This is a genomic window from Kribbella sp. NPDC051587, assembly GCF_044453945.1.
Classification (GTDB): domain Bacteria; phylum Actinomycetota; class Actinomycetes; order Propionibacteriales; family Kribbellaceae; genus Kribbella.
Map to the genome: position 1 here is coordinate 625,237 of NZ_JBITDE010000002.1, position 24,767 is coordinate 650,003.

General features: G+C 68.5%; 23 protein-coding genes. 11 read left to right on the plus strand and 12 right to left on the minus strand.

Features of this window, described 5'->3' with window-relative positions; genetic code table 11:
• Positions 1 to 29: 29 nt before the first annotated feature.
• Positions 30 to 1,235, minus strand: coding sequence for an MFS transporter (locus ACIA49_RS09220; RefSeq protein ID WP_396376619.1), 1,206 nt, complete (start codon positions 1,233 to 1,235; stop codon positions 30 to 32).
• A 350-nt stretch (positions 1,236 to 1,585) separates the two neighbouring features.
• Positions 1,586 to 2,590 (minus strand): hypothetical protein, encoded by a 1,005-nt coding sequence (locus ACIA49_RS09225; protein ID WP_396376620.1) that lies wholly within the window; start codon positions 2,588 to 2,590, stop codon positions 1,586 to 1,588.
• A gap of 154 nt (positions 2,591 to 2,744) precedes the next feature.
• Here ACIA49_RS09225 and ACIA49_RS09230 point away from each other — a divergent pair, with 154 nt between their 5' ends.
• The 4 genes from ACIA49_RS09230 to ACIA49_RS09245 are packed head-to-tail and all read left to right on the plus strand — an operon-like array spanning position 2,745 to position 6,606.
• Positions 2,745 to 3,329 (plus strand): TetR/AcrR family transcriptional regulator, encoded by a 585-nt coding sequence (locus ACIA49_RS09230; RefSeq protein WP_396376621.1) that lies wholly within the window; start codon positions 2,745 to 2,747, stop codon positions 3,327 to 3,329.
• Entirely contained in the window at positions 3,313 to 4,710 is a 1,398-nt protein-coding gene (locus tag ACIA49_RS09235) for a nitrilase-related carbon-nitrogen hydrolase (protein WP_396376622.1), read from the plus strand. The genes ACIA49_RS09230 and ACIA49_RS09235 overlap by 17 nt, the downstream gene beginning before the upstream one ends.
• Positions 4,694 to 5,845 (plus strand): alpha-hydroxy-acid oxidizing protein, encoded by a 1,152-nt coding sequence (locus ACIA49_RS09240; RefSeq protein ID WP_396376623.1) that lies wholly within the window; start codon positions 4,694 to 4,696, stop codon positions 5,843 to 5,845. The genes ACIA49_RS09235 and ACIA49_RS09240 overlap by 17 nt, the downstream gene beginning before the upstream one ends.
• Positions 5,842 to 6,606: an HAD family hydrolase gene (locus ACIA49_RS09245; RefSeq protein WP_396376624.1), complete on the plus strand. Its 765-nt coding sequence runs from the start codon at positions 5,842 to 5,844 to the stop codon at positions 6,604 to 6,606. The genes ACIA49_RS09240 and ACIA49_RS09245 overlap by 4 nt, the downstream gene beginning before the upstream one ends.
• 100 nt (positions 6,607 to 6,706) lie before the next feature.
• On the opposite strand, the gene ACIA49_RS09250 is transcribed toward ACIA49_RS09245, so the two are convergent.
• From ACIA49_RS09250 to ACIA49_RS09260, 3 genes are read right to left on the minus strand one after another with little or no spacing between them, the layout of a single operon-like run.
• Entirely contained in the window at positions 6,707 to 7,318 is a 612-nt protein-coding gene (locus ACIA49_RS09250) for a hypothetical protein (RefSeq protein WP_396376625.1), read from the minus strand.
• 58 nt (positions 7,319 to 7,376) lie between these two features.
• On the minus strand, positions 7,377 to 8,447 hold the full coding sequence (locus ACIA49_RS09255; protein ID WP_396376626.1) for a 2-oxoacid:ferredoxin oxidoreductase subunit beta: 1,071 nt from the start codon (positions 8,445 to 8,447) through the stop codon (positions 7,377 to 7,379).
• On the minus strand, positions 8,444 to 10,411 hold the full coding sequence (locus ACIA49_RS09260; protein WP_396376627.1) for a 2-oxoacid:acceptor oxidoreductase subunit alpha: 1,968 nt from the start codon (positions 10,409 to 10,411) through the stop codon (positions 8,444 to 8,446). Before ACIA49_RS09260 ends, ACIA49_RS09255 begins: the two co-directional genes overlap by 4 nt.
• Before the next feature lie 219 nt (positions 10,412 to 10,630).
• Between ACIA49_RS09260 and ACIA49_RS09265 the strand changes: the two genes are divergently transcribed.
• The 3 genes from ACIA49_RS09265 to ACIA49_RS09275 all read left to right on the plus strand — a co-directional run bounded on the left by ACIA49_RS09265 (position 10,631) and on the right by ACIA49_RS09275 (position 12,290).
• On the plus strand, positions 10,631 to 11,473 hold the full coding sequence (locus ACIA49_RS09265) for a hypothetical protein (protein ID WP_396376628.1): 843 nt from the start codon (positions 10,631 to 10,633) through the stop codon (positions 11,471 to 11,473).
• A 10-nt stretch (positions 11,474 to 11,483) separates the two neighbouring features.
• Complete coding sequence (gene ndhC / locus ACIA49_RS09270) at positions 11,484 to 11,840, plus strand: NADH-quinone oxidoreductase subunit A (protein ID WP_391541247.1); 357 nt, start codon at positions 11,484 to 11,486, stop codon at positions 11,838 to 11,840.
• A 243-nt stretch (positions 11,841 to 12,083) separates the two neighbouring features.
• Positions 12,084 to 12,290 carry a hypothetical protein gene (locus tag ACIA49_RS09275; protein WP_396376629.1) on the plus strand — a complete coding sequence of 69 codons (207 nt, stop codon included), beginning with the start codon at positions 12,084 to 12,086 and terminating at the stop codon, positions 12,288 to 12,290.
• A gap of 248 nt (positions 12,291 to 12,538) precedes the next feature.
• On the opposite strand, the gene ACIA49_RS09280 is transcribed toward ACIA49_RS09275, so the two are convergent.
• From ACIA49_RS09280 to ACIA49_RS09305, 6 genes are all read right to left on the minus strand, one after another.
• Positions 12,539 to 15,457: an AAA family ATPase gene (locus ACIA49_RS09280; protein WP_396376630.1), complete on the minus strand. Its 2,919-nt coding sequence runs from the start codon at positions 15,455 to 15,457 to the stop codon at positions 12,539 to 12,541.
• Positions 15,458 to 15,570: 113 nt separating this feature from the next.
• Complete coding sequence (locus ACIA49_RS09285) at positions 15,571 to 15,726, minus strand: hypothetical protein (protein ID WP_396376631.1); 156 nt, start codon at positions 15,724 to 15,726, stop codon at positions 15,571 to 15,573.
• A gap of 13 nt (positions 15,727 to 15,739) precedes the next feature.
• Positions 15,740 to 15,868: a hypothetical protein gene (locus tag ACIA49_RS09290; protein WP_391541251.1), complete on the minus strand. Its 129-nt coding sequence runs from the start codon at positions 15,866 to 15,868 to the stop codon at positions 15,740 to 15,742.
• Between the two features lie 139 nt (positions 15,869 to 16,007).
• Positions 16,008 to 16,166, minus strand: coding sequence for a hypothetical protein (locus ACIA49_RS09295; protein WP_391541252.1), 159 nt, complete (start codon positions 16,164 to 16,166; stop codon positions 16,008 to 16,010).
• A gap of 59 nt (positions 16,167 to 16,225) precedes the next feature.
• Positions 16,226 to 16,918, minus strand: a complete 693-nt coding sequence (locus ACIA49_RS09300; RefSeq protein WP_396376632.1) for a GntR family transcriptional regulator — start codon at positions 16,916 to 16,918, stop codon at positions 16,226 to 16,228.
• Positions 16,919 to 18,367, minus strand: a complete 1,449-nt coding sequence (locus tag ACIA49_RS09305; RefSeq protein WP_396376633.1) for a purine-cytosine permease family protein — start codon at positions 18,365 to 18,367, stop codon at positions 16,919 to 16,921.
• Between the two features lie 88 nt (positions 18,368 to 18,455).
• Here ACIA49_RS09305 and ACIA49_RS09310 point away from each other — a divergent pair, with 88 nt between their 5' ends.
• From ACIA49_RS09310 to ACIA49_RS09325, 4 genes are read left to right on the plus strand one after another with little or no spacing between them, the layout of a single operon-like run.
• Entirely contained in the window at positions 18,456 to 19,334 is an 879-nt protein-coding gene (locus ACIA49_RS09310) for an alpha/beta fold hydrolase (protein WP_396376634.1), read from the plus strand.
• A gap of 4 nt (positions 19,335 to 19,338) precedes the next feature.
• Positions 19,339 to 19,899, plus strand: coding sequence for an NADH-quinone oxidoreductase subunit B (locus tag ACIA49_RS09315; protein WP_132177989.1), 561 nt, complete (start codon positions 19,339 to 19,341; stop codon positions 19,897 to 19,899).
• Complete coding sequence (locus ACIA49_RS09320; RefSeq protein WP_396376635.1) at positions 19,896 to 20,654, plus strand: NADH-quinone oxidoreductase subunit C; 759 nt, start codon at positions 19,896 to 19,898, stop codon at positions 20,652 to 20,654. The genes ACIA49_RS09315 and ACIA49_RS09320 overlap by 4 nt, the downstream gene beginning before the upstream one ends.
• Complete coding sequence (locus ACIA49_RS09325) at positions 20,651 to 21,574, plus strand: GNAT family N-acetyltransferase (RefSeq protein WP_396376636.1); 924 nt, start codon at positions 20,651 to 20,653, stop codon at positions 21,572 to 21,574. Before ACIA49_RS09320 ends, ACIA49_RS09325 begins: the two co-directional genes overlap by 4 nt.
• On the opposite strand, the gene ACIA49_RS09330 is transcribed toward ACIA49_RS09325, so the two are convergent.
• Entirely contained in the window at positions 21,556 to 24,756 is a 3,201-nt protein-coding gene (locus ACIA49_RS09330; RefSeq protein WP_396376637.1) for a S8 family serine peptidase, read from the minus strand. The genes ACIA49_RS09325 and ACIA49_RS09330 overlap by 19 nt on opposite strands.
• Between the last annotated feature and the right edge of the window lie 11 nt (positions 24,757 to 24,767).

A 24,767-nucleotide genomic window follows, 5' to 3' on the forward strand; every position in this document is an offset into this window, starting at 1 on the left:
ATCCAACCAGGTGATACCCAGGGATCCGGTCAGGCAGTGACCTGAGTAACCCCTGATTTCGCCGTACGGCGGTCCATCAGGCCCGAGATGATCGCGAAGACCAGCCCGGCGACGGCCAAGGCGGCACCCACCCGGCTCGGCCATTCGTAGCCGTAACCGGCAGCCAGTACGACGCCGCCGAGCCAGGCGCCGAGTGCGTTGGCGATGTTCAGGGTGGAGTGGTTGAGGGACGCGGCCAGCGACTGACCCTCGTGCGCGACGTCCATCAGCCGGGTCTGCAGGGCCGGGATCAGGATGCTCGAGGAGAAGCCGAGTGCGAACACCGCGATCAGGGCGGTCGGCTTCGTGTGCGCCATCCACCCGAACACGCCGAGGACGACGGTCACCGCGACCAAACCGCCGTACAGGCTGGGCATCAGCGCACGGTCGGCCAGCCGGCCGCCGACCAGGGTGCCGCAGGTCATGCCGACGCCGTACGTCGCGAGCACGAGGGTGATCGCGGTCGTGGAGAAACCGGCCAGTTCCGTCATCGTCGGGGTGATGTAGGAGTAGGTCGCGAACATGCCGCCGAACCCGACCATCCCGACGAGCAACGCCATCCACACCTGCGGGCGAGCCAGTGCGCTCAGTTCGCTGCGGACGTTGGTCTCACTGCCCACCGGTTGCGGCGTCACCCAGAACCAGACGGCCACCAGGGTCAGCAGCCCCAGCCCACCGACCGCGAGGAACGGCGCTTGCCACCCGAGCTTCTGACCGAGGAGCGTCGTGAGTGGGACCCCGATGATGTTCGCGACCGGGAGTCCGACCATGATCATCGACACCGCCCAGGCGCGGCGATTGGTCGGCACCATCGAGGACCCGACCACCGCACCGATCCCGAAGAACGCGCCGTGCGGCAACCCGGTCAGGAAGCGCGCCGCCATCAGCATTTCGTAGCTGGAGGCAACGGCCGACAACACGTTGCCCAGGACGAACATCGCCATCAGCCCGAGCAGCAACCGCTTCCGCCCGGTCCGCGCCCCGAGCGCCGCGATCACCGGCGCCCCGACCACCACCCCGATCGCGTACGCCGAGATCACGTGCCCCGCGGTCGGGATCGAGATCTGCACCCCGTCCGCGATCTGCGGCAACAGCCCCATCGTCACGAACTCGGTCGTCCCGATCGCGAACCCACCGGTCGCCAGCGCGAACAGCGCCAGCCCCACATGCCTGGAGGTTCGCTCGTCAGCAGTCACAGCACTAGTCACACCTGAGTCTCCCAAACCCTGCCCCGGTCGACCCACAAACCTCCCACTCGACTGTCAACTTACCCCGCACGCCGACTTCACCCCGCCGCACGGTGAACCCACTCACCGCCGCACACCGGCTTCGCTCGCACCCCACGCTGGCTTCACTGGCGCCCGTGGGTGAAGCCAGTCTGATCCGACTCGAGTGTGGGTACCGTGCTGCCGGAAATCGTTATCCGGCGACACTCTGCCTTCACTCGCGTCCCATCTGCACGGTGGCTTCGGTGGCGGTGCACGGTGAATTCACTGGCGGCGCACAGTGGCTTCGGTGGCGAGTGGGGGGCTGGCAGCGAGTGGCTTCAGTGGGCGGGGTGGCTGGTCGGCTTTGCGGGGTGGTCGGCGGGGTGGGTGGGGCGGGTTCTGTGCAGGGCGAGGGCGATCACGGCGACGGCGATGAGGGCGAAGATCGCGTTGCCGATCAGGTCGGCGGTGTGGGAGGCGGCGAAGATGGGGGACTCGGGGAAGGCGTGCCAGGCGTAGGTGAGGAGCGCGCCGCCGGCCGCTGCCATCGCGCGGCGTTGCGTCCAGCCGGCGTGGCGGGACCAAGTCACGAGCAGGGCCGCAGCCAGTACGTCGATCGCCAGCATCACGGCCGCGCCGATCCACGCGTTGTGGATCATGTCGTTGGCGAGCATCCACGCCGAGCTCAGGACGAGCCCGCTAAGCCCTGCCAGCCAGACGGCCGGGACCGCGCCGCGCGCCTGTGTGCGCTGCTTGGTGCGGTTGCCGACCCAGGCGGCGAGGGCCACCAGTACGACGATCGCTACCGCGACGCCCGCGAACTGGGCCGGCTTGGCGACGAAGGGGTCGTTGGAGATCGCGAAGGCGGTGGTCGCGACCACGCCGACGAGGACGAACAGAACGCCGTACACGGAGAGGGCGACCTTGCCGAGCCACGGTTCGCGGGGACGGCGGGAGATGGACTCCATCAGCACGATCGGGACCGTGATGCTCCAGACCGTGTGCAGGCCGAGGACGAAGATCGTCCAGGGCGCGCCCATTCCGAGCCCAGGGATATGCCCCTGGTCCAGGAGCCGCAATCCGGCGTAGTTCGGGTTGAAGAGCGACATCGTGGTGACGCCCTCCTCGAGCACGCCGTACGCGAGGGCGAGCAGGACCACGCTCGGGTAGCCCCAGCCGCGGCGACGGACGAGCTCGCGGATCAGGACGGCGCCACCGCCGTACAGGGGCGCCAGCATCAGGAGCGCGTAGAGCGCGGTGATCGGGATGTTGCCCAGCACGAACTCGGCGACCAGGGGTGCCAGGAAGAAGAGTCCGAGGGCGGGGAGCGTTCGCTTCAGCATGCTTCCAGCCTGGCGGCGGACGGAGCCGGCCGCGGATGCGATCCATCCTGATCCCGGGCTGACGGACGGCGCGGGCGGGGGCTGACGGATGTCATGGGCGGCTCAGGGTTATTCCCTATACACCGTATAGGGAATGTCGGCTTCAATGATTCTCATGCGTGAAGTGACGACGAAGGACCGGATCACCGCGGCCGCGACGTACCTGCTCACCGAGCACGGTGCCGACGGGGTCTCGATGCGGAAGGTGGCGGCCGCGGTCGGCATCACGCCGATGGCGATCTACCAGTACTTCCCGGACCGCGAGACGCTGCTCAACGCGGTCGCCGACGCGGCGTTCACCAAGCTGGTACGGCGTTGGGAGTCGGCCGAGCGTCCGGTCGCGGCCGACGAGCAGATGCGCGAGATGCTGGCCGACCACGTCGACTTCGCGCTCGCCCAACCGCGGATCTACGCGTACATGTTCGTCGAGCGCCGGGATCAGGCGCGCACGTTCCCTGCCGACTTCGAGGCGCGCAAGTCGCCCACGCTCAACCTCGTCGCCGACGCGATCACGCTCGGCATCGAGCAACGCCTGTTCCGCCCCGAGCTCGACCTCTGGGAGACGGCCCTGCTGTTCGCCGCGCTCCTGCACGGTCTCCTGCAACTCCACCACGGCGCCCGCATCGGCATGCCCGACGCGGCTTTCCGCTCGCTGTGCCTGCGCCTGGGCGAAAGGATCATCGATGAAATCCGTCTCTAGCTGGTACGGCGTACCAGCGGCACTCGCGACGGGAGCGCTGCTGTACTTCGGGTCCGGCCTCTCGACGTTGCCCGCGCTGATCTGGTGGGCGCCGCTGCCGGTGTTGTTCGTCGTACCGCGATTGCGGGTGGGTGCTGCCGCGCTGACCGCCTTCGGGGGTTGGCTTCTGGGGCTGATGAATCTCGTGCCCTATCTGCTGAACGACCTCGAGTTGCCGCCGGTCGCGCTGTCGTTCTTGCTGTTGATGGCGGGGTTGTTCACGCTCACCGCGCTGTTCTTCCGCGCGCTGGTGGTTCGCGGGCATCCGTTGGTTGCTGCGGTTGCGGCGCCAGCGTTGTGGGCCGCGCTCGACTATCTGGTGGCGACGGTTTCGCCGCACGGCGCGTTCACGAGCCTGGCATATACGCAGGCCGACGTCCGCCCGGTGAACCAGATCGTGTCGCTGGTTGGGCCGTGGGGGTTGAGCTTCCTGCTGCTCTTCGCCGCGGCCAGTCTCGCCGCCCGCCGCTTCATCCTCCTCGCCACCGTGGCAGCCGGTGTCTGCCTGTACGGCGTTGTGCAGCTGCACCGAGCGCCCGGTGGTCCGGTTGTGAGCATTGCCGTGCTGTCGGCGGAAGGGGCCGATGATGCAGGTTGGCCCTCGGCCGGTGGTCCGGCGATCGTGGAGAGGTATCGGCCGCTGATCGCGGATGCGGCTCGTCGTGGTGCGCAGGTGGTACTGCTTCCGGAGAAGGTCGTCGACGTCCAGGCCACGGCGCTTCCGCAGCTGTCACAGCAGTTCCAATCGCTTGCCAGTAGCAACAAAGTTGAGTTGGTCGTCGGGATGACCGTGCTCGGGGACGGGGACCACAACCGGGCGTTGATCTTCCATCCGGACGGGACCGCGCCGACGTCGTACGACAAACAGCATTTGATCCCGGGGCTCGAGCCGTATACGCCGGGTACCCGGTTGGCGACGTACAAGGATTGGGGGTTGCTGATCTGCAAGGACCTGGACTTCCCGGCGCTCGCGCGGTCATACGGCAAGCTGGACACGGACCTGCTCGTCGTACCGGCCCTGGACTTCGAGAACGACGGCTGGCTGCACAGCCGGATGGCGATGCTCCGCGGGATCGAGAACGGCCTCCCGATGGCTCGCGACGGTAGCAAGGGGCGGTTGACCCTGACGGATGCGAACGGCCGGGTCGTCGGTGAGGCCACCGCTCCTGGGAACGCCTCGGTGAGTCTGATCGGGAAGTTGCACCCGGGGCGGGTTCACACGCTCTACACCGCTTGGGGTGACTGGTTCGCTTGGTTCTGTGCGCTGGTCGCGCTCGCGGGGGCGGTGCGGTTGAGGTCCGGTGGGCGGCGTGAAAGCATCCGGCATGGCCAACTTCGGTGATTTTCAGCTGCAGATCTACCTGCAGGGGATGCTGCAAGGGACCACGCCGGAGATCACGACCGACCTGGCTCGGCTGGAGTCCCAAGCGGCCGCGACGCTGTCCGCCGAGGCGATGGGCTACATCGTGCCGAGCGCCGGCAACGGGTCGACCGCGCGCGCCAACCTGGCCGCCTTCGACCGCTGGCGCTTGGTACCGCGGATGCTGCGGGGGAGTGTCGAGCGCGACCTGAGCTGCACGATCCTCGGTACGGCGATGCCGGCGCCGGTGCTGGTCGCACCGATCGGTGTCCAGACGCTCGCGCACCCGGAGGGTGAGCTGGCGACTTCGCGGGCCGCGGACACGCTCGGACTGACGTACACGCACTCGACGCAGGCGAGCCACGCCATCGAGCAGATCGAGGCGAAGAGCAAGTGGTACCAGCTCTACTACCCGACCGATCGCGACGTCTGCCTCAGCTTGCTGCAACGCGCCAAGGCCAGCGGGTACGGCGTACTGGTGGTGACGCTTGATACCGGCACGATCGGTTGGCGGCCGGCGGATCTCGACCGCGGGTTCCTGCCGTTCCTGAAGGGTGAGGGGCTGGCGAACTACTTCAGCGACCCGGCCTTCCAGTCCAAGCTCGCCAAGCCGATCGCCGAGGATCCGGGGGCCGCGGTCATGCAGTGGGCGCAGATGTTCCCGAACGTCGGGCTGAGCTGGGACGACCTCGGATTCCTGCGCGACAACTGGGACGGCCCGATCGTCCTGAAGGGCATCACCGCGGTCGAAGACGCGAAGTTGGCCGCGGAGCACGGGTTCGAGGGTCTCGTGGTGTCGAACCATGGTGGCCGTCAGGTCGATGGTGCCGTTGCCGCGCTGGACGCGCTGCCCGCGATCGCGGATGCGGTGGGCGAGCAGATGACCGTGCTGTTCGACTCCGGCGTACGGACGGGCGCGGACGCGGCGAAGGCGCTCGCTTTGGGTGCCAAGGCGGTCCTTCTGGGGCGACCGTTGATGTACGGACTGGCGTTGGCTGGTCAAGCCGGTGTCGAACACGTCCTGCGGTGTTTCCTCGCCGAGCTCGATCTCACGCTGGCGTTGTCCGGCTACGCCAACCACCGCGAACTCAACCGCGACTCGGTCACCCGCGCGTGAAGGCCGTCATCTTCGACCTCGACAACACCCTTTTCGACCACACCGGTTCCGCCGAGGCCGCCGTACGGGCTTGGCTCCCGTCGCTGGGCGCTGACCCTTCGGATGCCTTGGTAGCAGAGTGGTTCGCCATCGAGGACCGCGTCTACCCCCGCTGGCTGGCCGGCGAACTCACCCATCAAGGCCAACGCCGAGCCCGCCTCCACGAGTTCCTCCCGCTGGTCGGTCATCCGGTACCCGCCACCGAACCCGAGCAGGACGAGTTCTTCACCGGCTACCTGAACCTGTACAAGTCGCACTGGTCGGCTTACCCCGACGCCCGCCCAGCCCTAGAACTTGCCCAAGGCAACGGTTGGCGCATCGGCGTCCTCACCAACGGCAGCACCGTCCAGCAGAACGCCAAACTCGAAACCATCGGCCTGGCCCCGCTCGTCGACGTCGTCTGCACCACCGAGTCCCTCGGCGTCAGCAAACCCGACCCCCAGTCCTACCTCCAAACCTGCGCTCACCTCGGCGTACACCCCGCCGAAACCCTCATGATCGGCGACAACCTAGCCCTGGACGTAGAAGGAGCCCAAGCCGCCGGCCTCACCGCCCGCCACCTCAACCGCCCCGCCGGCAACCTCCTCACCGACCTGCTGCCCCGGACCTGGAAGCGGTACGACGAGGTCGCCGACGTGCTGCGCCCCCGCACCGACGCGGATTGGCCGACCGACCGCGACCGGATCAATCAGGACGTCGTCAATCCACACCAGGACAGATAAGCCAACGGTCCGCGTTCCGCGGACCGCCACCACTCACCAACACTTCCGTAGTTGCATCGCCCACGCCTGACGGGTGCCTGGATCCGGACATTCAGAGGAGTTACTGAGTGGGGGCGGTCCGCGGCAACTGTGATGCAGGGGGAAGTAGCTCGATGACTTCCGCGAGGCCACCGATGGGGCGGCCCTCGTGCATGGTGATCAGGTCACCGGGTTTCAGGTGCTGCCATCGTGCGGGCCGCAGAGGCGCCAGCCGGACGGACGCTGTCTCTCCAGGGCCAAGGGTCGGCGCGAACTCCACCCACAGGAGTGCGACGTCGAGATCCGCTTGCCCATCTGCGGTGCGGTTGCCGATGTCCCACAGGGGCCGGAGCTCCCCGTGCCCAGCGAACGGTGTCTGTCGTAGGCCCTGGTCTGCATCCACCAGTGTCAGGGTTGCGCGGATCGTGCCGTGCTGAACCTCCCAGGCGCGCCACTCGCACCAGCGGCGGTCGCCGTCCAGATCCATCTGCCGTGAGGACTCGGCGAGTAGTTCCCAGAAGGTGAGCGGTGCGGGATTCGTATCGGCGATCTCGATGAGGACGGCGAGCGCCATCTCCCACTCGGTGTATCGGATCCAGTCGCGGACGTCCTCAATCGTGACGCCGTTCTCCGCCGTGGCGTCCTCGGGTAAGAGGTCGACGGCTTGCCGGATGAGCTTGAACGCGTCGTCCATGGGCCGATTGTCACCTGCCGGCGGAGCACGTGTCACCGGCAGGTGGGGGGGCGGACTGTTAGTTGACGGTCCAGGTGTCGGTGCCGGTGATGAGGGACTGGAGGTCGCCGTGGCCCTGGGCTTCGGTGGCGGTGGTGATTTGTTGGCGGACCAGGTCGTCGTAGGCGGGGCGATCGACCTGGCGGAAGATGCCGATGGGGGCCTGGTGGAGGACGCCGGCGTCGGTGAGGCGGGAGAGGGCGAAGGCGTAGGCGGGGTCGGGGGTGTGGGCGTCGTGGATGACGAGGTCGGCCTCGCCTCCCGGGAGGTCGGCGATCTCGCGGACGGCCAGGGAGGCGAACCCGTCGCGGACTACGCCTAGGTGGCCGTCGGTGCCGAAGCGGATGGGGGCGCCGTGGACCAGCGGGATGATCGCGTCGTCGCGGGTGGCGGGGTCCTTGATGGCGTCGAAGGCGTTGTCGTTGAAGATCGGGCAGTTCTGGTAGATCTCGACGAACGAGGTACCGCGGTGTTCGGCGGCCGCGCGCAGGACCGAGGTGAGGTGCTTGCGGTCGGAGTCGACGGTGCGCGCGACGAAGGTCGCCTCGGCGCCGAGCGCCAGCGAGACCGGGTTGAACGGCGTGTCCACCGAACCCATCGGGGTCGACTTGGTGACCTTGCCCGGCTCGGAGGTCGGCGAGTACTGACCCTTGGTCAGACCGTAGATGCGGTTGTTGAAGAGCAGGATCTTCAGGTTCACGTTGCGCCGCAGGGTGTGGATCAGGTGGTTGCCACCGATCGAGAGCGCGTCGCCGTCACCCGTCACGACCCACACACTCAGATCCGGCCGGGCTGTCGCCAGGCCGGTCGCGATCGCCGGCGCTCGCCCGTGGATCGAGTGCATCCCGTACGTCGACAAGTAGTACGGGAACCGTGATGAGCAGCCGATCCCCGAGACCATCGCGATGTTCTCGCGCTTGATCCCGAGCTCCGGCAGGAACCCCTGAAAAGCAGCCAGTACGGCGTAATCCCCGCAGCCCGGGCACCAGCGGACCTCCTGGTCCGACACGTACTCCTTGCGGTTCTGCGGTGCGTCCGCGACCGGCACACCCTTCAGACCGCCGGGGAGTCCGAGATCAACCGTGCTCATCGCACACCTTCCGTCTGCTCCAGCTGGTCGCGGTGGTCCGAGTTCGCCGCCGCGGCGGCACCCAGGTGGCGGGCGTCGTCGTCGATCCCCTCGGTCTCCTCGACCAGGTTGCCGATCACCTCGGCCAGCTCGGCCGCACCGAGCGGCATGCCGCGGACCTGTGCGTACGACACGACGTCGATCAGGTACTTCGCCCGCAGCAGCATCGCCAGCTGACCCAGGTTCATCTCCGGGACCAGCACCTTGTCGTAGCTGCGCAGCACGTCCCCGAGGTTCGACGGGAACGGGTTGAGGTGCCGCAGATGTGCCTGCGCGATCTTGCCGCCGACGCGCCGCACCCGCCGCACACCGGCCCCGATCGGCCCGTACGTCGATCCCCAGCCGAGCACCAGGACCTTCGCCGTACCGTCCGGGTCGTCGACGTGCAACGGCTCGATCGTCTGGGCGATCCCGTCGACCTTCGCCTGCCGGGTCCGGATCATCAGGTCGTGGTTGGCCGGGTCGTAGGAGATGTTGCCGGTCTTGTCTTCCTTCTCCAGACCACCGATCCGGTGGTCGAGCCCCGCCGTACCGGGGATGGCCCACGCGCGCGCCAGCGTCTCCGGATCGCGCAGATACGGCAGGTACGTCGGCTTGCCGTCGGCGGTGGTCCCGTTCGGCTCGGTGGTGAAGGCGGGGTCGATGGTCGGCAGCGACTCGACCGACGGGATCAGCCACGGCTCGGAGCCGTTGGCCAGATAACCGTCGGACAGCACGATCACCGGCGTCCGGTAGGTGACCGCGATCCGGGTCGCCTCGACGGCGATCGCGAAACAGTCCGCGGGGGACTGGGCGGCGAGCACCGGCAGCGGTGCTTCGCCGTTCCGCCCGAACATCACCTGCAGCAGGTCGGCCTGCTCGGTCTTCGTCGGCATCCCGGTCGAGGGCCCGGCGCGCTGGATGTCGCAGACGACCAGCGGCAGCTCGAGCATCACGCCGAGCCCGATCGTCTCGGACTTCAACGAAATCCCCGGCCCGGACGACGTGGTCACGCCCAGCGCCCCACCGAACGACGCACCAAGCGCAGCACCGACACCGGCGATCTCGTCCTCGGCCTGAATCGTCGTCACGTTGAACCGCTTGAGCTTCGACAGCTCATGCAGTACGTCGGACGCCGGGGTGATGGGGTAAGCCCCCAGCACCATCGGCAGCCCGGCGCGCTCGGCGCCCGCCACCAGGCCGTACGCCAGCGCGAGGTTGCCCGAGATGTTCCGGTAGGTGCCGGTCGGCATCACGGCCGGCTTCACCTCGTACCGGACCGAGAACTCCTCGGCCGTCTCACCGAAGTTGAAGCCCGCCCGGAAGGCCGCGATGTTCGCGTCCCGGATGTCCGGCTTGCCGGCGAACTTGGTCTGCAGGAACGTGATCGTCGAGTCGACCGGCCGCTGGAACAGCCAGGAGACGAGACCCAGCGCGTACATGTTCTTCGCCCGGGACGCGTCCTTGCGGGACAGCCCGAACTCCTTGACCGACTCGACCGTCATCCCGGTCAGGTTCAGCGCGACCACGTGGTACGCCTCGAGCTCGCCGTTCTCCAGCGGATTCTCGTCGTACCCGATCCGCTTCAGGTTCCTCGGCGTGAAGTCCGCGGTGTCGACGATCACCGTCGCGCCGCGCGGGACGTCCTTGAGGTTCGCCTTGAGCGCGGCCGGGTTCATCGCGATCAGTACGTCGGGCGCGTCGCCCGGCGTCAGGATGTCGTGGTCGGCGAAGTGGAGCTGGAAGGAAGAGACGCCCGGCAGGGTTCCGGCTGGTGCCCGGATCTCGGCGGGGAAGTTGGGCAACGTCGACAGGTCGTTGCCGAACGACGCGGTTTCCGCGGTGAACCTGTCCCCCGTGAGCTGCATCCCGTCACCGGAGTCACCGGCGAAGCGGATCACCACGCGGTCGAGCTGCTTGACCTCGATGGTCACTGTTCTCGTCATCTCCAAGTCTGCGCTTGGGCCGGCTGTCCCCTCGTGAGTTCCAGCCGCGTCCCCCCAGGGCAGGGCGGTAACCCCAATATTAGTTCGCTTTCGACCCGGAGCCACGGGCCGGACCCGCCGGTCCACAGCCTGGGACGCGGTGTTATCCGGGCGGTGCTTCGCTACCCTCAGCAGCCGCGCGGTTGCGGAGACGGAGCACCAGCAGGCACTGTGTCTTCCATGCTTCGTCCCCTGGTGACCGGAACCGCCGCGTGCCTGCTGCTCGCACTCACCGCCTGCACGGCTCCGGCTGCGCCGTCCAGCGGCGAGCTGAGCCTGTCCGGCACCGACCAATCAGCCGGTACGACGTCCGCTGTGCTTCCCGCCGCCGCGGACGCACCGACTCGTGGCGCGAAGATCACCGGGATCAAGACCACCAACGCGACCAGTGGGCAGATCACCGTGACCGGCACGGTGACGCCGGCCCCGGCGAACGGAACCCGGATCCGGCTGCACCAGTGGATCCCGACCACGAAGAAATGGCAGGAGATCGGGTACGGCCTGTCGTCCGGGACCGCGGTGACGATCAAGGTCACCCAGCCGGGATCGGTCCGCGACTACCGCCTCAACGTGTACGCCCAGGCGCCGTACCCGGCGGCGACGTCGAAGCCGATCACCTTCCAGCACTTCGTCTGGCGTGGGCTGTTCAAGCGTGGCGTGCTGGCCTCGGGCGGGAAGGCGAACCCGCAGTTCACCGTCATCCCGCCGAACGAGGGTCCGCGCCGCTCCGAGGCCGACCTGCTCGCGGACAAGGGCGGGTTCGTCTGGGGCGAGGTCGACTCGACCGGCTGCCGCGCGTTCAAGACCTGGCTCGGCAATCTGACCGACGGTACGGCGCGTCTGTCGATCCACAACGGTCCCCGGGCGAAGGCGATCGCCTCGGTCCGGCAGCTGCAGGAGACCGAGGGCAACCTCGCGGCCAAGATCGACGGTGTCACCCGGCTCCGGCTGCAGGCCACCGACGTCAAGTCCGGCTACGGCCCCTACATCTCGGTCGACTCCTACCTGCTCTGCACGAACTAAGCTTCGACCTGTGTCGGAGAGCTATGGCGTTGTCGCCGCGATCGTCGTCCTGGGTCTGCTGGGACTGATCGGTGCCTTCGCGCTGAACAAGTCCCTGACCGTCACGTACCCGACGGCCGGCAAGCTCACGACGTACGAGTCCGGCGTCGACCCGGTCGGCGAGGGCTGGGCGCAGGTCCACATCAGGTACTACCTGTTCGCCTATCTGTACGTGATCTTCGCCGTCGACGCGGTCTACCTGTTCCCGTGGGCGACCGTCTTCGCGAAGCTCGGCGTCGCCACGCTGATCGAGATGTTCGTCTTCCTCGCCTTCGTCGCGGTCGGGCTGCTCTACGCCTACCGCAAGGGCGTCCTGCGCTGGACCTGAACCGTTTTCGGTCGCGCTCCGTATTGGTGGTACGGCCGGTCTCGTTGCGGCAGAGGTGACGGAAAGTCACCTTTCCCTGCGCCTTCTGTTGTTGCTCGATCACCGTATGTATTTGCATCAGGCAACGATTGGGGCATGATCACGATGATCATCACGGAATGCGTCCACGCTGTCGCCAAACCGGATGATTCGTGGTTATCGTGACTACGCCGGGGTACCACAGAGGTAGAGGGTGGTGAGGCAATGATTTGGCAACTGTGGGTGGCGATCGGCGTCGTCGCGGCCGCTCTGCTGCTCTTCGCCGTCACCCGGATGCGGCACGCTCAGCACGTATTCGACGACATCACGCACGTCGAGCGTCCGGCGACCGCCGCGCACGTCGACGAGCTGGCACATCGCCGCTCGCACCGGCCCGCGCCCGACTCAGCCCGGCATCGAAAGCACGGCTGACCCCCCAGTCCGGAATGTCCCGGTCCCCACACCGGGCTCCGCCCAGCACCGCTCATGATCGGTGGCCCGCACAGCGCCGATCGTGGGCGGTGCACTCTGTGTCGTAGGTCAATCGTTCGACCAGGCAACAGTCCGTGCTGGATCAGTCGCTTGTTGAAGGCAACTGTCCGTCGTGGGTCAACCGCTTGCTCCGCAACGTCCGAAGGAACGCAGTACCTGGTCGGCGGGTTTTCGGACGTTAGCGGGATTCAGTCCAGCAGGCCGTCCCGCCGGGCTACGGCCGCGGCTTCGGTGCGGGAGCGGACGCCGAGCTTGCCGAGGATGTTCGACACGTGCACGCTGACCGTCTTCTCGCTGATGTAGAGCTCGCGAGCCAGTTGCCGGTTCGTCCGGCCTTCGGCCAGCAGCTTCAGCACCTCGGTCTCCCGAGCGGTCAGTGCGCCACCGCCCAGCCCCGGTCCTTCGGCACCACCGAGCTCGTCGAGCAACGGCTTTGCCCCGAGCTGCCGTGCCGTCTCCGCCGCCAGCGTGACCTGCTCGTTCGCCTCGGCGACCCGACCGGCCGCCCGCAAGGCGTCGGACAGCCGCGCCCGCGACCACGCCTGCTCGTGGACGTTCCCAAACCCGAAGGACTCCATGGTCCGCTGCCACACCGCGACGTGCTCCTCGGGTGACGGCGGGTCGATCCCGGTCAGCCAGCGCAGCCGCTCCCACTCGGCCTCGAGCCGCGACAGCCACGACAGGCCTTCGACGCCCATCAGCCGCCCCGGCGGCAAGCCCTTCTCGGCGGTCGCATGACCGGTCGCGACCAGCTCGGCACCCTGCTCGATCAGGTCCTTGGCCGCGGACGGCTCCCCGACCGCGCGGTGGCAGAGCAACTGCAGCCCGAGCGTCGAGAAGCGGACCTGGCCGGTGAACCACTCGGTCTGGAAGATGTCCTGGCACAGGGTCGACACATCCGTGATCAGCTTCTGCGCCTCGGGGATCCGGTCCAGTCGCCGGTACGCGTCGACCGCGGGCTGGAGCCCGATGATCGGCGTCATGATGTCGAGCTCCCACCACTTCCGCAGCATCTCGAGCTCCTCGGCCACGGCGTCGTCCCCACGACCACTGCGCACGTTGAACTCGACCGCGCGCAATGCGGCCGACGACGCCATCGGCGTACCGGCATCGACGCGGGTGGTGACCGTCGACGCGTCCCACTCGCCGAGGATGAACTGCACGAGCCCGAGCATCCGCCGGGCATCGAACCCGTACGCCGCCCATTGCCGCCCGAGCTCACCGGCCCGCTGGCCAGTGGTGGCGAAGGTGGTCTTCGCGGCCTGTAGATCTCCTTCCTCGTACTGGATCGAGCCGAGCAGGAACCGGCTGCGCACCTCGGCCGCGGCATCGCCCGTCAGCTGGGCCCGTACGGCGGCCTCCTCCATCTGCCTGGTGGCAGTCGCCGGATCACCGGCTCGGCGACGAAGCTGTGCGAGCGTGATCCCGGCGTCGCCCGCGGCCGACTCCTCGCCGGCCTCCCGGGCGATCTCGAGCGCCTTGTGTGCCCAGCGCTCGGCCTCCATCGAACGACCGAGACCTGCGGACACCCGTGCGTACAGGGTTGCGATCTGGGCCTTGAAGACCGTCGACGGCTCGTCGGCGACCAGCTTGAGCGCCTGCGTGGCCGCCTCGTTGGCCTCCTGGTCCTGGTCGATCACCAACGCGATGTCGGCCAGTGGCAGCAACAACTGAGCCCGCTGGACCTTTGGTGCGTCGGACGGCAGATCGGCGAGCGCCTTGCGGAGCAGCTTGAGTGCGCGCAGGTGCTGCGACGACAGCGTGGCCGCCATCGCGGTCTCGGCGATCAGCCAGGTCTTGTCGATCGTGTTGTCCGGAGCCGCGTTCGGCAACAGCTCCAGCGCCATCTCGTAGTGCTTCAACGCCTCCTGCGGTGCAGCGACCGAGATCGCCTCCTCACCGGCCCGGACACGAGCCTCGAACGCGGTCGCCAGATCATGCGAGCGGGTGGCATGCCCCGCCAGCTCAGCCGCCGTACCCGCGACGGTCTGGTCCTTGAGCGCCTGCACATACGCCGCGTGCTGGCGAACTCGCTCGCCCGGCAGCAGATCGTCGTACACGGCCTCGGCCAGCAGGGCATGGCGGAAGTAGTAGCTCGCATTGCCCGGTACGTCGATGATGTGCGCGTCGATGAGCTCACGCAGCGCGAGGTCGAGCTGACTGTCCGGCAGCCCGGCAACGGTGGTCAGCAGCGTGTGCGGAACCCGGCGCCCGGCCACGGCGATCACCCGCGCGACCTGACGCGCCTCGTCGGACAGTGGGTCGAGCCGGACGAGCAGCAGATCGGCCAGGTCAGGCGGTACGGCGGCTGAGTCGCCCATCGAGGACGCGGCCACCAGTTCCTCGGTGAAGAACGCATTGCCTCCGGCGCGGTCGAGAATCCGCCGTACGTCGCTCTCCGGGAGCGGCTCGGTGAGCAGGGAGTCGAGCAGTGAGCGGGACTCGGTCGCATCCAGGGGGAGCAGGTTGACCCGGCGGACGCGCGGGTTGCGCGACCACTCGGCGATCGGGCGACGAAGCGGGTGCCGGCGGTGCAGGTCGTCGCTGCGGTACGACACCACGAGGGTGAGGCGCTGCGCAGTGAGGCGGGTGATCAGGAAACCGATCAGGTCCCGGGTGGAGTCGTCGGCCCAGTGCGCGTCCTCGACGATCACCAGCAGCGGTTCGCTGGTCGACAGCGCGGTGAAGGCGCCGAGCACGGCGTCGAACAAGGCTGCGCGATCGAGCGGACCGTCCTGTGGGGTGGGCTGTGCGCCGATCAGGCGGTGGGTGGGGAGCAGTCGGCCGATCGCCGGGAAGTTGGTGAGCACGCTCTCGACCAGGTCCGGGCGGTCGCCTGCCAGGCGGCCGAAGATCTCCGAGAACGGCAGATAGGGCAGGCCGGCGTCGCCGAAGTCGGTGCAGTGCCCGACAAGGACGCCGAAGCCCCGCTCGTGCGCACCGGTGGCCACCTCGTCCAGCAGCCGGGTCTTGCCGACGCCCGCGTCACCGGACAGCAGAACTGCACCGGCGCGACGCGTTTTGGCGTCGTCGACGGCGCTGAGCAGGGCGGCCATTTCGGTCGAACGGCCGACGAGAGGTGTCGAGGTCCAGGGCACGTCGTCCATCTTCGCCCCTGGAGCCGACACAAATCGACGGCATTCCGTCCGATGAGCGCCACCGGCAACAAAAAAGCCGTCCCTGACCTGGACTATCGGGTCAGGGACGGCGACCTTGGCGCTCATGCGGCCGTGGTGAAGGACCGGCGGGCGTGCCGCGGAGCGGGCTTGACGGCCTGCTCCGGACGCGTCCGGCGGGTCAGCCTGCGGAACTCACGCTTGGTGCGCTCCTGGCGGTAGGCAGTCTCTGCCTGAGCGATCTGCGGGGTGATGAACATGGTGTACCTCCCTTCAGGCTTTCCGGCCGAACAAGTGGGTGAGGGTCCGGCGAGCTCCGGTGCTGCGGTGCTGCCGGTAGTCACGGGTGAGGCGCTCCCTGCGGTAGGCGACCTCGGCCTTGACCGTTTCGTTCGTGTACATCGCGTTCTCCTTTGTCGTCGTCGGCTTCCTGCCGACATCACTAACTCTGTTCTTCTGAGGTGGTCCCGCACATCGGAACTCCTCCCTATCCGGACTCCCTAGGACCTCCTAGGGAGTCCGGACGATGCTTAGGGGGAGGTCACATCGCGGGGCGGGCGCGGAGTTCAGGGGCGCAGGGCTCAGGGCGCTGCGTCTTCGGCTTGCGCTGGAACCAGAGCGGGCGCTGGTACGAGCGCCGGAGCTTCTCCTGGCGGTACCGGGCCTCGGCCTGGATTGCTTCTGGCGTGTAGAAGGACATGACCAGAGAGTGCTCGTCTGAGGGGGAGGGCCACATCGGCACAACTCCCTATGCCGGCCTCAGGAGGTTCCGTAGTCCAAGCTGAGCTCGAAGTAGGAGGGGTCTAAGAGGCACTCTGAGTGTTCGGCGAAGCGGTCGTCGGCGGTCCAGCTGGTGCGCTCGGTATGCAGGAACCAGGAGCCGGTACGACGCTTGAGCAGCTTGGCCTCGGTGGGGTCGAGTGCACGGCCGTGGAGGCGTTGGCGGCAGTGGTCCGGGTGGAGGCCGGCGCGGGTCAGAGTGAGGGCGATCGAGTCGTTCACGAGGCCGCGTTTCGGCAGGTCGCGCAGGCTGTCGAGGGCGGGGATCCAGCTGCGTTCCCAGGCAATCGGTTTGTTGGCTGCAACCTGCAGTCGCTCGATCACGATCAGTTTCTCGCTCCGGTCCGTCCGGTGGGCGGTTTGTTCGTGGGCGATGCGGAGGGTGCGGAGCTCGACCTCGAGGTCCGGGTCGGCGGGGGAGTGGGTCCAGCCGAGGCGGCCGTCGAGGGGACGGCCGTCGAAGATGACGAACGAGCCTTTACCGGAGCGGGTGGTGATCAGGCCGTCCGCGATCAGCTGGGACAGGGCCGCGCGAACGGTGTTGCGGCTGACCGCGAAACGGCGGGCGAGTTCGACCTCACCGGGCAGGCGGGCGCCACGTCGTACCAGCCCGGCTTTGATCTCTCTGGTGAGGACGGCCGCGACTCGCTCGTGTTTGAGCCCCTCTGGCATTTAGGCGAGGGCCTCTTGGTGGCGGACGGCTTTGGCGCCGGCGAGTCGTTGGACGACGAAGCCGAGGACCAGGGCGACGAGCACGCCGAGGTTGGCGTAGGCCCAGGCGCCGTCCTTGGCGCCGAGGCCGAGGGGGTGCAGTAGGTAGCCCTGCCAGCTCAGCCAGGAGGCGTAGGTGTTGACGACCAGGCCCCAACCGATGCCGGTGGCAACGATCATGGTGATGACCGGCAGCCAGCGGATGTCGCCGTACCGGCCGGTGCTGTCGTAGAGGTCGCGCTCGGTGTAGTCGCGGCGGCGGGTGGCGATGTCGGCCAGCATGATCCCGCACCAGGCCGCGATCGGGACGCCGAGCGTGATCAGGAAGCCCTGGAACTGCCCGAAGAACTCGGTGCCGAAGAACACCACGTAGATCGTCCCGGCGATCATCACCACGCCGTCGATGAGGGCGGCGACGTACCGCGGGGCCGGGAGCCCGATCGACAGCAGCGCAAGCCCGGACGAGTAGATGTCGAGGACGGCACCGCCGACCAGGCCGAGGACGGCGACGATCACGAACGGGACCAGGAACCACGTCGGCAACGCGGCGGCCAGCGCACCGATCGGGTCGGCACCGATCGCCCTGCTGAGGTCCGCGGAGGAACCGGCCAGCAGGAGACCGAACAGCAGCAGTACGACGGGCGCCACCGAACCACCGAAGGTCGTCCAGCCGACCACACCCCTGCTCGACGAGCCGCGCGGCAGGTAGCGCGAGTAGTCGGCGGCCGCGTTCACCCAGCCGAGCCCGAAGCCGGTCATCACGAAGACGAGGGCGCCGATCAGTTGCTGGGTCGATCCGTGCGGGATGGCGGCGACGGTGCTCCAGTGGATCTTGTCCGCGACCAGTGCGATGTAGACGACCGTGAGGACGCCGGTGACCACGGTGATGATCGTCTGGGCGCGCATGATCAGGTCGAAGCCGAGCACCCCGCAGGCGACGATCAGTACGCCGACCACGAGCAGCGCGATCACCTTGGTCACGGCGCCGCCGCCCCAGCCGAGGCGCTCGAACACGGTCGCGGTGGCGAGGGTCGCGAGGATCGTCAGCACGGTCTCCCAGCCGACCGTCAGCACCCAGGAGACGAGTGACGGGAGTTTGTTGCCCCGGACCCCGAAGGCCGCGCGGCTGAGCACCAGCGTCGGGGCCGAACCGCGTTTGCCGGCCAGGGCGATCAGCCCGCAGAGCAGGAACGAGAACGCGATCCCGATCGCGCCGGCCACGACGGCCTGCCAGAACGAGATGCCGAACCCGAGCGCGAAGGCGCCGTAGCTGAGCCCGAGCACCGACACGTTCGCGCCGAACCACGGCCAGAACAGCTGGCTCGGCCGGCCCTTCCGGTCGGCGTCGGCGATCACGTTCAGCCCGTTGCTCTCCACGGTGAAACCGCGGGACTCCACCTGCTCGGACATGCCATCTCCTACCGCTCTCCGACTGGCGCGCTCCGCGCGAGGGAACCTGTTCAGTCCTGTTCAATCACGGTAGATCAGAATGGGGCGTATGCGAAGCGCAGCGGTGGACGGATTCGAGCTCGAGTACGACCGGTCCGGCGAAGGCCCGGCGGTGGTCCTGCTGCACGGCTGGCCGGGCGACCGCACCGACTACCGCGTGCTCGCGCCGATCCTGGTCGAGCGTGGATTCGAGGTCGTCGTGCCGGACCTGCGCGGGTTCGGCGGGTCGTACGTCGCCGGCATCGATCCGACGGTGGTGGACTCACCGGCAGCCGTCGATCCGACCCAGTACGGCGCGGTCGGCCAGGCGCGGAGTGTGGTCGGGCTGATCGAGGAGCTCGGGCTCGATCGGCCGGTGCTTGCCGGGTACGACGTGGGCAGCCGCGTCGCGCAGGCGATCGCCCGGACCACCCCGGAGCTGATCGACGGACTGGTGGTTGCGCCGCCGCTGCCGGGCATTGGGAAGCGGGTGTTCTCCGAGCATGCGCAGCGGGAGTTCTGGTACCAGTCGTTCCACCGGCTGCCCCTGATCGAGGAGCTGATCGACGGCAAGCCGGACGCGGTCCGGTCGTACCTGAACCACTTCTGGCAGCACTGGTCCGGGCCGGGCTATGTCCCCGAGCTGGATCACCTGGTCGAGGTGTACTCGGTCCCGGGCGCGTTCACCGCCTCGCTCAACTGGTACCGCGGTGGTGCCGGGGCGGTCGCCGTGTCCGCGGCCGAGACGGCGCCGGCGTCGTACGAGCGGATCAACGTGCCGACGGTCGTGCTGTGGCCGGAGTTCGACCCGCTGTTCCCGCGGGCGTGGTCGGACCGGCTCGACGACTTCTTCAGCGACGTCCGGCTCCGGACGGTCGACGGGGTCGGACACTACGCGCCGCTGGAGTACCCGGAAATCCTCGCCGAAGAGATCGCCGGACTAGGGTAGGTCCATGTCCCAGACCGACCTGCCGTTGCCGGCCGTGCGCCCGGCCGTTGGTGCGCTGGCCAAGCTCGCGCCCACGCCGGTCCGGTACCTGCTGAACTGGGGCCGGAAGTACTCCCTGTGGGTGTTCAACTTCGGACTCGCCTGCTGCGCGATCGAGTTCATCGCGGCCTCGATGGGACGGCACGACTTCATCCGGCTCGGCGTGATCCCGTTCGCGCCCGGCCCGCGGCAGGCCGACCTGATGGTCGTCTCCGGCACGGTCACCGACAAGATGGCGCCGGCCATCAAGCGGCTCTACGACCAGATGCCCGAGCCGAAGTACGTGATCTCGTTCGGCTCCTGCTCGAACTCCGGCGGCCCGTACTGGGACTCGTACTGCGTGACCAAGGGCGTCGACCAGATCATCCCGGTCGACGTCTACGTCCCCGGCTGCCCGCCGCGCCCGGAGGCACTGCTGCAGGGCATCCTCAAGCTGCAGGAGAAGATCGCCGGCGAGAAGCTGGCCGACCGGTACGACGAACCCTCGGCCGCCGCCCTCACCCGCGACCTGGTGCTCCCCGAATGAGCGATGCTCTCGAAGCGCTGACCGCCGCCGGGATCGAAGCGGTCGCCGCGGACAGCTTCGGTCCCACGGCCATCGACGTACCGGCTGCTGCTTGGGTCGCCGCGCATGAAGTACTGCGGGACGGGGTCGGCTTCACGTTCTTCGACTTCCTGTCTGCGTCGGACGAGCTGACCGACGGCTTCCGGGTCGTGACGCACCTGGCTGACTTCTGGGGTGGTGCGCACGTCGACCACGTGCTGGTTCGCACGCTGATTCCGCGCGACAAGCCGCAGCTTCCTACGCTGTCCGACCTGTACGCCGGGGCGAACTGGCACGAGCGCGAGACGTTCGAGATGTTCGGCATCACGTTCGACGACCACCCGAACCTGGTCCCGCTGCTGCTGCCGGACGGCTTCGAAGGAAACCCGCTCCGCAAGGAGTTCATCCTCGCCGCCCGCGTGGCCAAGCCCTGGCCCGGTGCGAAGGAGCCAGGCGAGTCCGACACCGCCGGCGCTCCGAGCCGTCGTCGTACCCTCCCGCCCGGCGTCCCCGATGCGGAGTCGTGGGGCCCACGCCCACCAGGCTCGCCGGACCCAGACCCACTCGCGCCCGCCCAAGCCGCCGCAGCCCCGGCCCGACCACGCCGAGGCGCGCCCGGCGAACGCCGTACCAGAAAGCAAGCCGAGCCCGCGCCGGCCCCCGCCGTACCGGCTGAACCCACGCCGCCACCGGCTGAGCCGGCTGACCCTCCCGGGGCTGAGGATTCGTCTGCATGACCATTACCGCGGTTGAGCTTGCGACCTTCACGCTGGAGCGACAGCATCCGCTGACGCGTACCTGGGTGGACGACGAGACGCGGTTGCGGTTGCTGACCGAGATGCACGAGGACCCCGATGTCCTGCTCGCGAACTCGCACGAGATCGCCGCGTTGCGGGCCGAGCGGTTCGCGCCGGGCAAACCGACCGAGTCGATGCTCAACCACTGGCTTCCGGCGGGCGAGCTCCAAGCCATGTTCAGCATGCGGTTCCAGGGCGGGGACGCGACCAAGCCCTTCGTGGACGCGACGGCGATGACGCGCTCCCCACAACCCGAAGACCTCGCAGCGCTCAAAGCGACGGCACTCGAGATCTACGGCATGCACCACCCGCGCTACCTCCGCCTCTGGAGCTCCGACCCGGAACTCCCCGGCACCGAGCCCGACCGCCGCTTCCTCGCCGCCCCGATCCACGAGCTCCGGCCGACCGGCGTACCGGCTGGTCTCGAGCTGCGGCAGGCGACGATCGCCGACCACTACGACGAGGCCAAGCAGGCGTACGACGATGTCGACGCCGACCACCCGCATCACGTCGAGGAGTCGACCATCCAGGACCGCGAGGACCTGCAGGAGGCAGCCGGGGAAGGGCTGCTGTTCGACGTCATCGTTCACGACGAGTGGGCCGGCTACGCAGCGGCCATCGTCAAGCCTGAGGACGCGCTAGGCCTCCCCGCCTACGTGGTCCGCGAGATCATCCTCAGCAAGAAGCACCGAGGCAACGGCTACGGCCGCCACCTCAGTCGCCTCCTGGCACAGTCCCTGCCCGAACCCACCCACGTCCTCATCGGCACCATCCACGCCGCCAACCGAGGCGCCCGCACCGCAGCCCTCCAGGCCGGCCGCCACGAAATCGGCGCCTGGCTTCAGCTCCCGTTGGAGTAGCCGTAGGCGTTGTACGTCGTCTGCTCCGCCTTCGTGCCGGCCGTGTCGACGACGGTGGTCCGCACCGAGATCGTCCGCGCGCCGGCCGGTGTCGGGAAGGTCGCCTGATAGCCACCGCGTGCCTTGACCACAGTCGCGGCTCGCCAAGTGGCACCGCCGTCACCGGAGATCTGCACGCTCTTCACCTCGGCAGCGACCACGAGCGGCAGTGTGCTGACAGCCGTCCGCTTCGCAAGGTTCTGGCTGTCGACAGCCGGCCGATAGCCCACCGTCGGCAGGTTCACCTTCCCATCGGCACCCGACGAGAACGTCGCCGCGTAGTCGACCCGATCGGACCAAGGCGCGACCGACGGACGAGTCATCGACGTCTCGTAGCGCACCGTCCCCGGCGCCACGTCTGCCTCGAGCGCGCCGTACTGATCGCTCGACGCGATCACCGCACCGTCGCGAAGCAACCGGCTGCTCGACGTGTCGACGAGCGTGTCACCAGGATGCCCGTCGGCATCGGACGTCGTCGCCATCGCGATCGTCAGCTTCCCGTTCTGCCGGGTAGCCGTCGCCTGCGCAGGTCCGTACGCGACCGCGTTCCACCGATGCTGCGTCGTCGACCCGGACCGGTACGACGCCGGCTCACCTGCCAGCACGCTGACCACCTGATCGAAACCGTCGGGCGTGGGGCGCGTCTCCGTGACCGTCTGGGACCAGCTCACCGGCGCCGGTTCGAGGTGCTCGACGATCGTCGCCGGGGTCGTGAACACGATCGGCACCAGTGGGAACTCATACCCGTCAAGGCGTCCCGTCGTGGTCAGCTGGACCGCCGTACCGGCCCCGCGATTGATGCTCGTGGCAACAGTCGCCAGCTGCCGATCGCGGACCGTCCGCCGGTACCCGGTCGGAATGACCCCGTCGACCCGATCGGCCAGGTTGTACAGGTACGGCGTATCGCGGAAGTCGCCGTCCGGCCCCGGGACACCCGACTGCGAGTAGACAAAGGTCTTCAACTGATCCGCCGGCAAACTCGGTCCCTGGCCAAGGGTGTACAGCGTCTTCGGGCCCATCGATGCCAGGTACTCCGCGAACGAGCGCGTCCCGTCCGCCGACGTCCGCAGGTAGTCGAGAGACTGGTACGCCGTCCGCGCATCGGCCCGCGGCAGCTCGACCGCCACCTTCCGTGCGTCGCGTGCATCCAGTACGACGGTGGTGTCCTTCGTGACCTGGATCATCGGCTGCGCCAGCGCGTACTGGGCATCGCCTGCGAGGAACTGGGTGTCGGCGGCATAGTCGCCACGCAGGACCCGGCGCTTGAAAACACCGTCCTGGCCGTAGTCGAAGTCCGCTTCCGGACGGTCGATCGAGAACAGCGACAGACTCGCCTCGGCAGCCGGTGCTCCGTCCGGCCCGATCGCCTTCACGGTCAGGTCGTACATCTCGGGATCCTTCGTCACCGTGAGCGGGATCCGGACCGCCGTACCGTCCACTGCCTTCGCCACGATCAGACCGACGTACCGGCCGTCGGGACCGCTGTGGTTGGTCGAGGAGGTGGCCTTGACCGTCGCGGTACCGCCTGCGGCGACGGCCACCTGGCTGGTGCTCAATGTCAGCGCCTGCGCGGGGGCCGGGGCTCCGGTCGGTCCGGTCAGCTCGGTGGTGAGCGCCAGAGTGACCGGGGCGCTGCTGCTGTTCCGGTAGGTGATGTCTTTGACGACTGGAGCATCGTCGCTGTGCGGCCAGCTGGCGTTGCCGAGCGACAGGCTGGACTGGTCGGCGGTGACGGTCTGCGTGATCGCGTGCGCGACGTCGATCCGGCCGGTGCCCTGCTTGAACAGGTCCAGGCCGGCCGTGGGTATCGCCGACGACATCAGCGCGCTCTTCAGCTCGGCCGCGTGCCAGTCCGGGTGCTGCTGAGCCAGCAGGGCCGCTGCGCCTGCGGTGTGCGGCGCGGCCATCGACGTACCGGCCTTCGCGACGTAGTCGCCGTCGCCAGGGGACTGCCCCGAGCGGGCGGCGACGATGTCGACGCCCGGCGCGGTGACGTCGGGCTTGAGCTCGGCGGTACCCCACCCGGGTCCCTGGCTGGAGAAGTCGGCCAGTTGGTCATCGCGGTCCACCGCGCCGACGGTCAACGCGGCAGCCGCCGTACCGGGGGAGGTGAGGGTCTGGGTGCCGTGCTCGCCGAGGTTGCCGGCGCTGACCACGAACAAGGTGCCGGTCTGGGCGGTCAAGGTGTTGATCGCCTCCTCGACCGGGTCGACCTCGGGGGTGTCCGGCGTACCGATGCTGATGTTCACGACCTGCGCGTGCACCTCGGTCGCGGCCCACTGCAGACCGGCCAGCATCATCGAGTCCGAACAGCCGATGTCCGTGCACACCTTGCCGTCGTACAGGTCGGCGTCGGGCGCGACCCCGCGGTACTTGCCGCCGGAGGCCGCGCCGGTACCGGCGACGATCGAAGCGACGTGGGTGCCGTGGCCGAGCTGGTCACCGGGCAGCGTGTCGGCGAAGTTCTTCACCCCTTTGACCCGCGAGGCCAGGTCCGGATGGGTCGCGTCGACGCCGCTGTCCAGCACCGCGACCCGGACGCCCTTGCCGGTGTAGCCCGCTTGCCAGGCGGCCGGGGCGCCGATCTGCGGGACCGAGTGGTCGAGCAGCGGCTTGCGCTTCCCGTCCAGCCAGATCTTCCGGAAGCCGTTCCCGGCGGTCGTCAGGAAGTTGGAACCCTTGGCGACCGTGCCCGCGGTCGCGTTCACCACTGGCAGCCGGCGGCTGATGCTCAGCCCGGTCGGTGCCGAGCGCGCCTGCGCCTGGGACTGCGTGACCAGGATCGGGATCACCTTGGTGTGCGCGTCGTCGTACCCGGAGTCGATCAGGCCGGTCACGTCGAAGAGCCGCCGGTCGAGTCGTCCGGAGCCGACCAGCGCGCGCACGTCCGAGGGGATGACCGTCAGCCGGCCATTCACTCTGGTACTGCTGAAGGTGAGGTTGCGCCGACCGGGACCCGGGCTGATCACCGGTGCGCCCTTGCCGTCGCCCACGCTCACCCGGTCGCCGGTGATCAACGTGACGGACGTGAGCGAGCGCGCGGTCGGCGCAGCGGGCACTGTCTTGGCGACCGCCGCTGGTACCGGCGCGGCCAGGGCGGTGGCGAGGGCGAGACCGCCGGCGATTCGTTTGAGCTGATTCACGACCTGATCTA

Coding starts and splice junctions, on each gene's coding strand:
- ACIA49_RS09225 (WP_396376620.1), bottom strand. CDS start 2,590: ATGCTGAAGCGAACGCTCCCCGCCCTCGGACTCTTCTTCCTGGCACCC.
- ACIA49_RS09230 (WP_396376621.1), top strand. CDS start 2,745: ATGCGTGAAGTGACGACGAAGGACCGGATCACCGCGGCCGCGACGTAC.
- ACIA49_RS09235 (WP_396376622.1), top strand. CDS start 3,313: ATGAAATCCGTCTCTAGCTGGTACGGCGTACCAGCGGCACTCGCGACG.
- ACIA49_RS09240 (WP_396376623.1), top strand. CDS start 4,694: ATGGCCAACTTCGGTGATTTTCAGCTGCAGATCTACCTGCAGGGGATG.
- ACIA49_RS09250 (WP_396376625.1), bottom strand. CDS start 7,318: ATGGACGACGCGTTCAAGCTCATCCGGCAAGCCGTCGACCTCTTACCC.
- ACIA49_RS09255 (WP_396376626.1), bottom strand. CDS start 8,447: ATGAGCACGGTTGATCTCGGACTCCCCGGCGGTCTGAAGGGTGTGCCG.
- ACIA49_RS09260 (WP_396376627.1), bottom strand. CDS start 10,411: ATGACGAGAACAGTGACCATCGAGGTCAAGCAGCTCGACCGCGTGGTG.
- ACIA49_RS09265 (WP_396376628.1), top strand. CDS start 10,631: ATGCTTCGTCCCCTGGTGACCGGAACCGCCGCGTGCCTGCTGCTCGCA.
- ACIA49_RS09275 (WP_396376629.1), top strand. CDS start 12,084: ATGATTTGGCAACTGTGGGTGGCGATCGGCGTCGTCGCGGCCGCTCTG.
- ACIA49_RS09280 (WP_396376630.1), bottom strand. CDS start 15,457: ATGGACGACGTGCCCTGGACCTCGACACCTCTCGTCGGCCGTTCGACC.
- ACIA49_RS09285 (WP_396376631.1), bottom strand. CDS start 15,726: ATGTTCATCACCCCGCAGATCGCTCAGGCAGAGACTGCCTACCGCCAG.
- ACIA49_RS09290 (WP_391541251.1), bottom strand. CDS start 15,868: ATGTACACGAACGAAACGGTCAAGGCCGAGGTCGCCTACCGCAGGGAG.
- ACIA49_RS09295 (WP_391541252.1), bottom strand. CDS start 16,166: ATGTCCTTCTACACGCCAGAAGCAATCCAGGCCGAGGCCCGGTACCGC.
- ACIA49_RS09300 (WP_396376632.1), bottom strand. CDS start 16,918: ATGCCAGAGGGGCTCAAACACGAGCGAGTCGCGGCCGTCCTCACCAGA.
- ACIA49_RS09305 (WP_396376633.1), bottom strand. CDS start 18,367: ATGTCCGAGCAGGTGGAGTCCCGCGGTTTCACCGTGGAGAGCAACGGG.
- ACIA49_RS09310 (WP_396376634.1), top strand. CDS start 18,456: ATGCGAAGCGCAGCGGTGGACGGATTCGAGCTCGAGTACGACCGGTCC.
- ACIA49_RS09315 (WP_132177989.1), top strand. CDS start 19,339: ATGTCCCAGACCGACCTGCCGTTGCCGGCCGTGCGCCCGGCCGTTGGT.
- ACIA49_RS09320 (WP_396376635.1), top strand. CDS start 19,896: ATGAGCGATGCTCTCGAAGCGCTGACCGCCGCCGGGATCGAAGCGGTC.
- ACIA49_RS09325 (WP_396376636.1), top strand. CDS start 20,651: ATGACCATTACCGCGGTTGAGCTTGCGACCTTCACGCTGGAGCGACAG.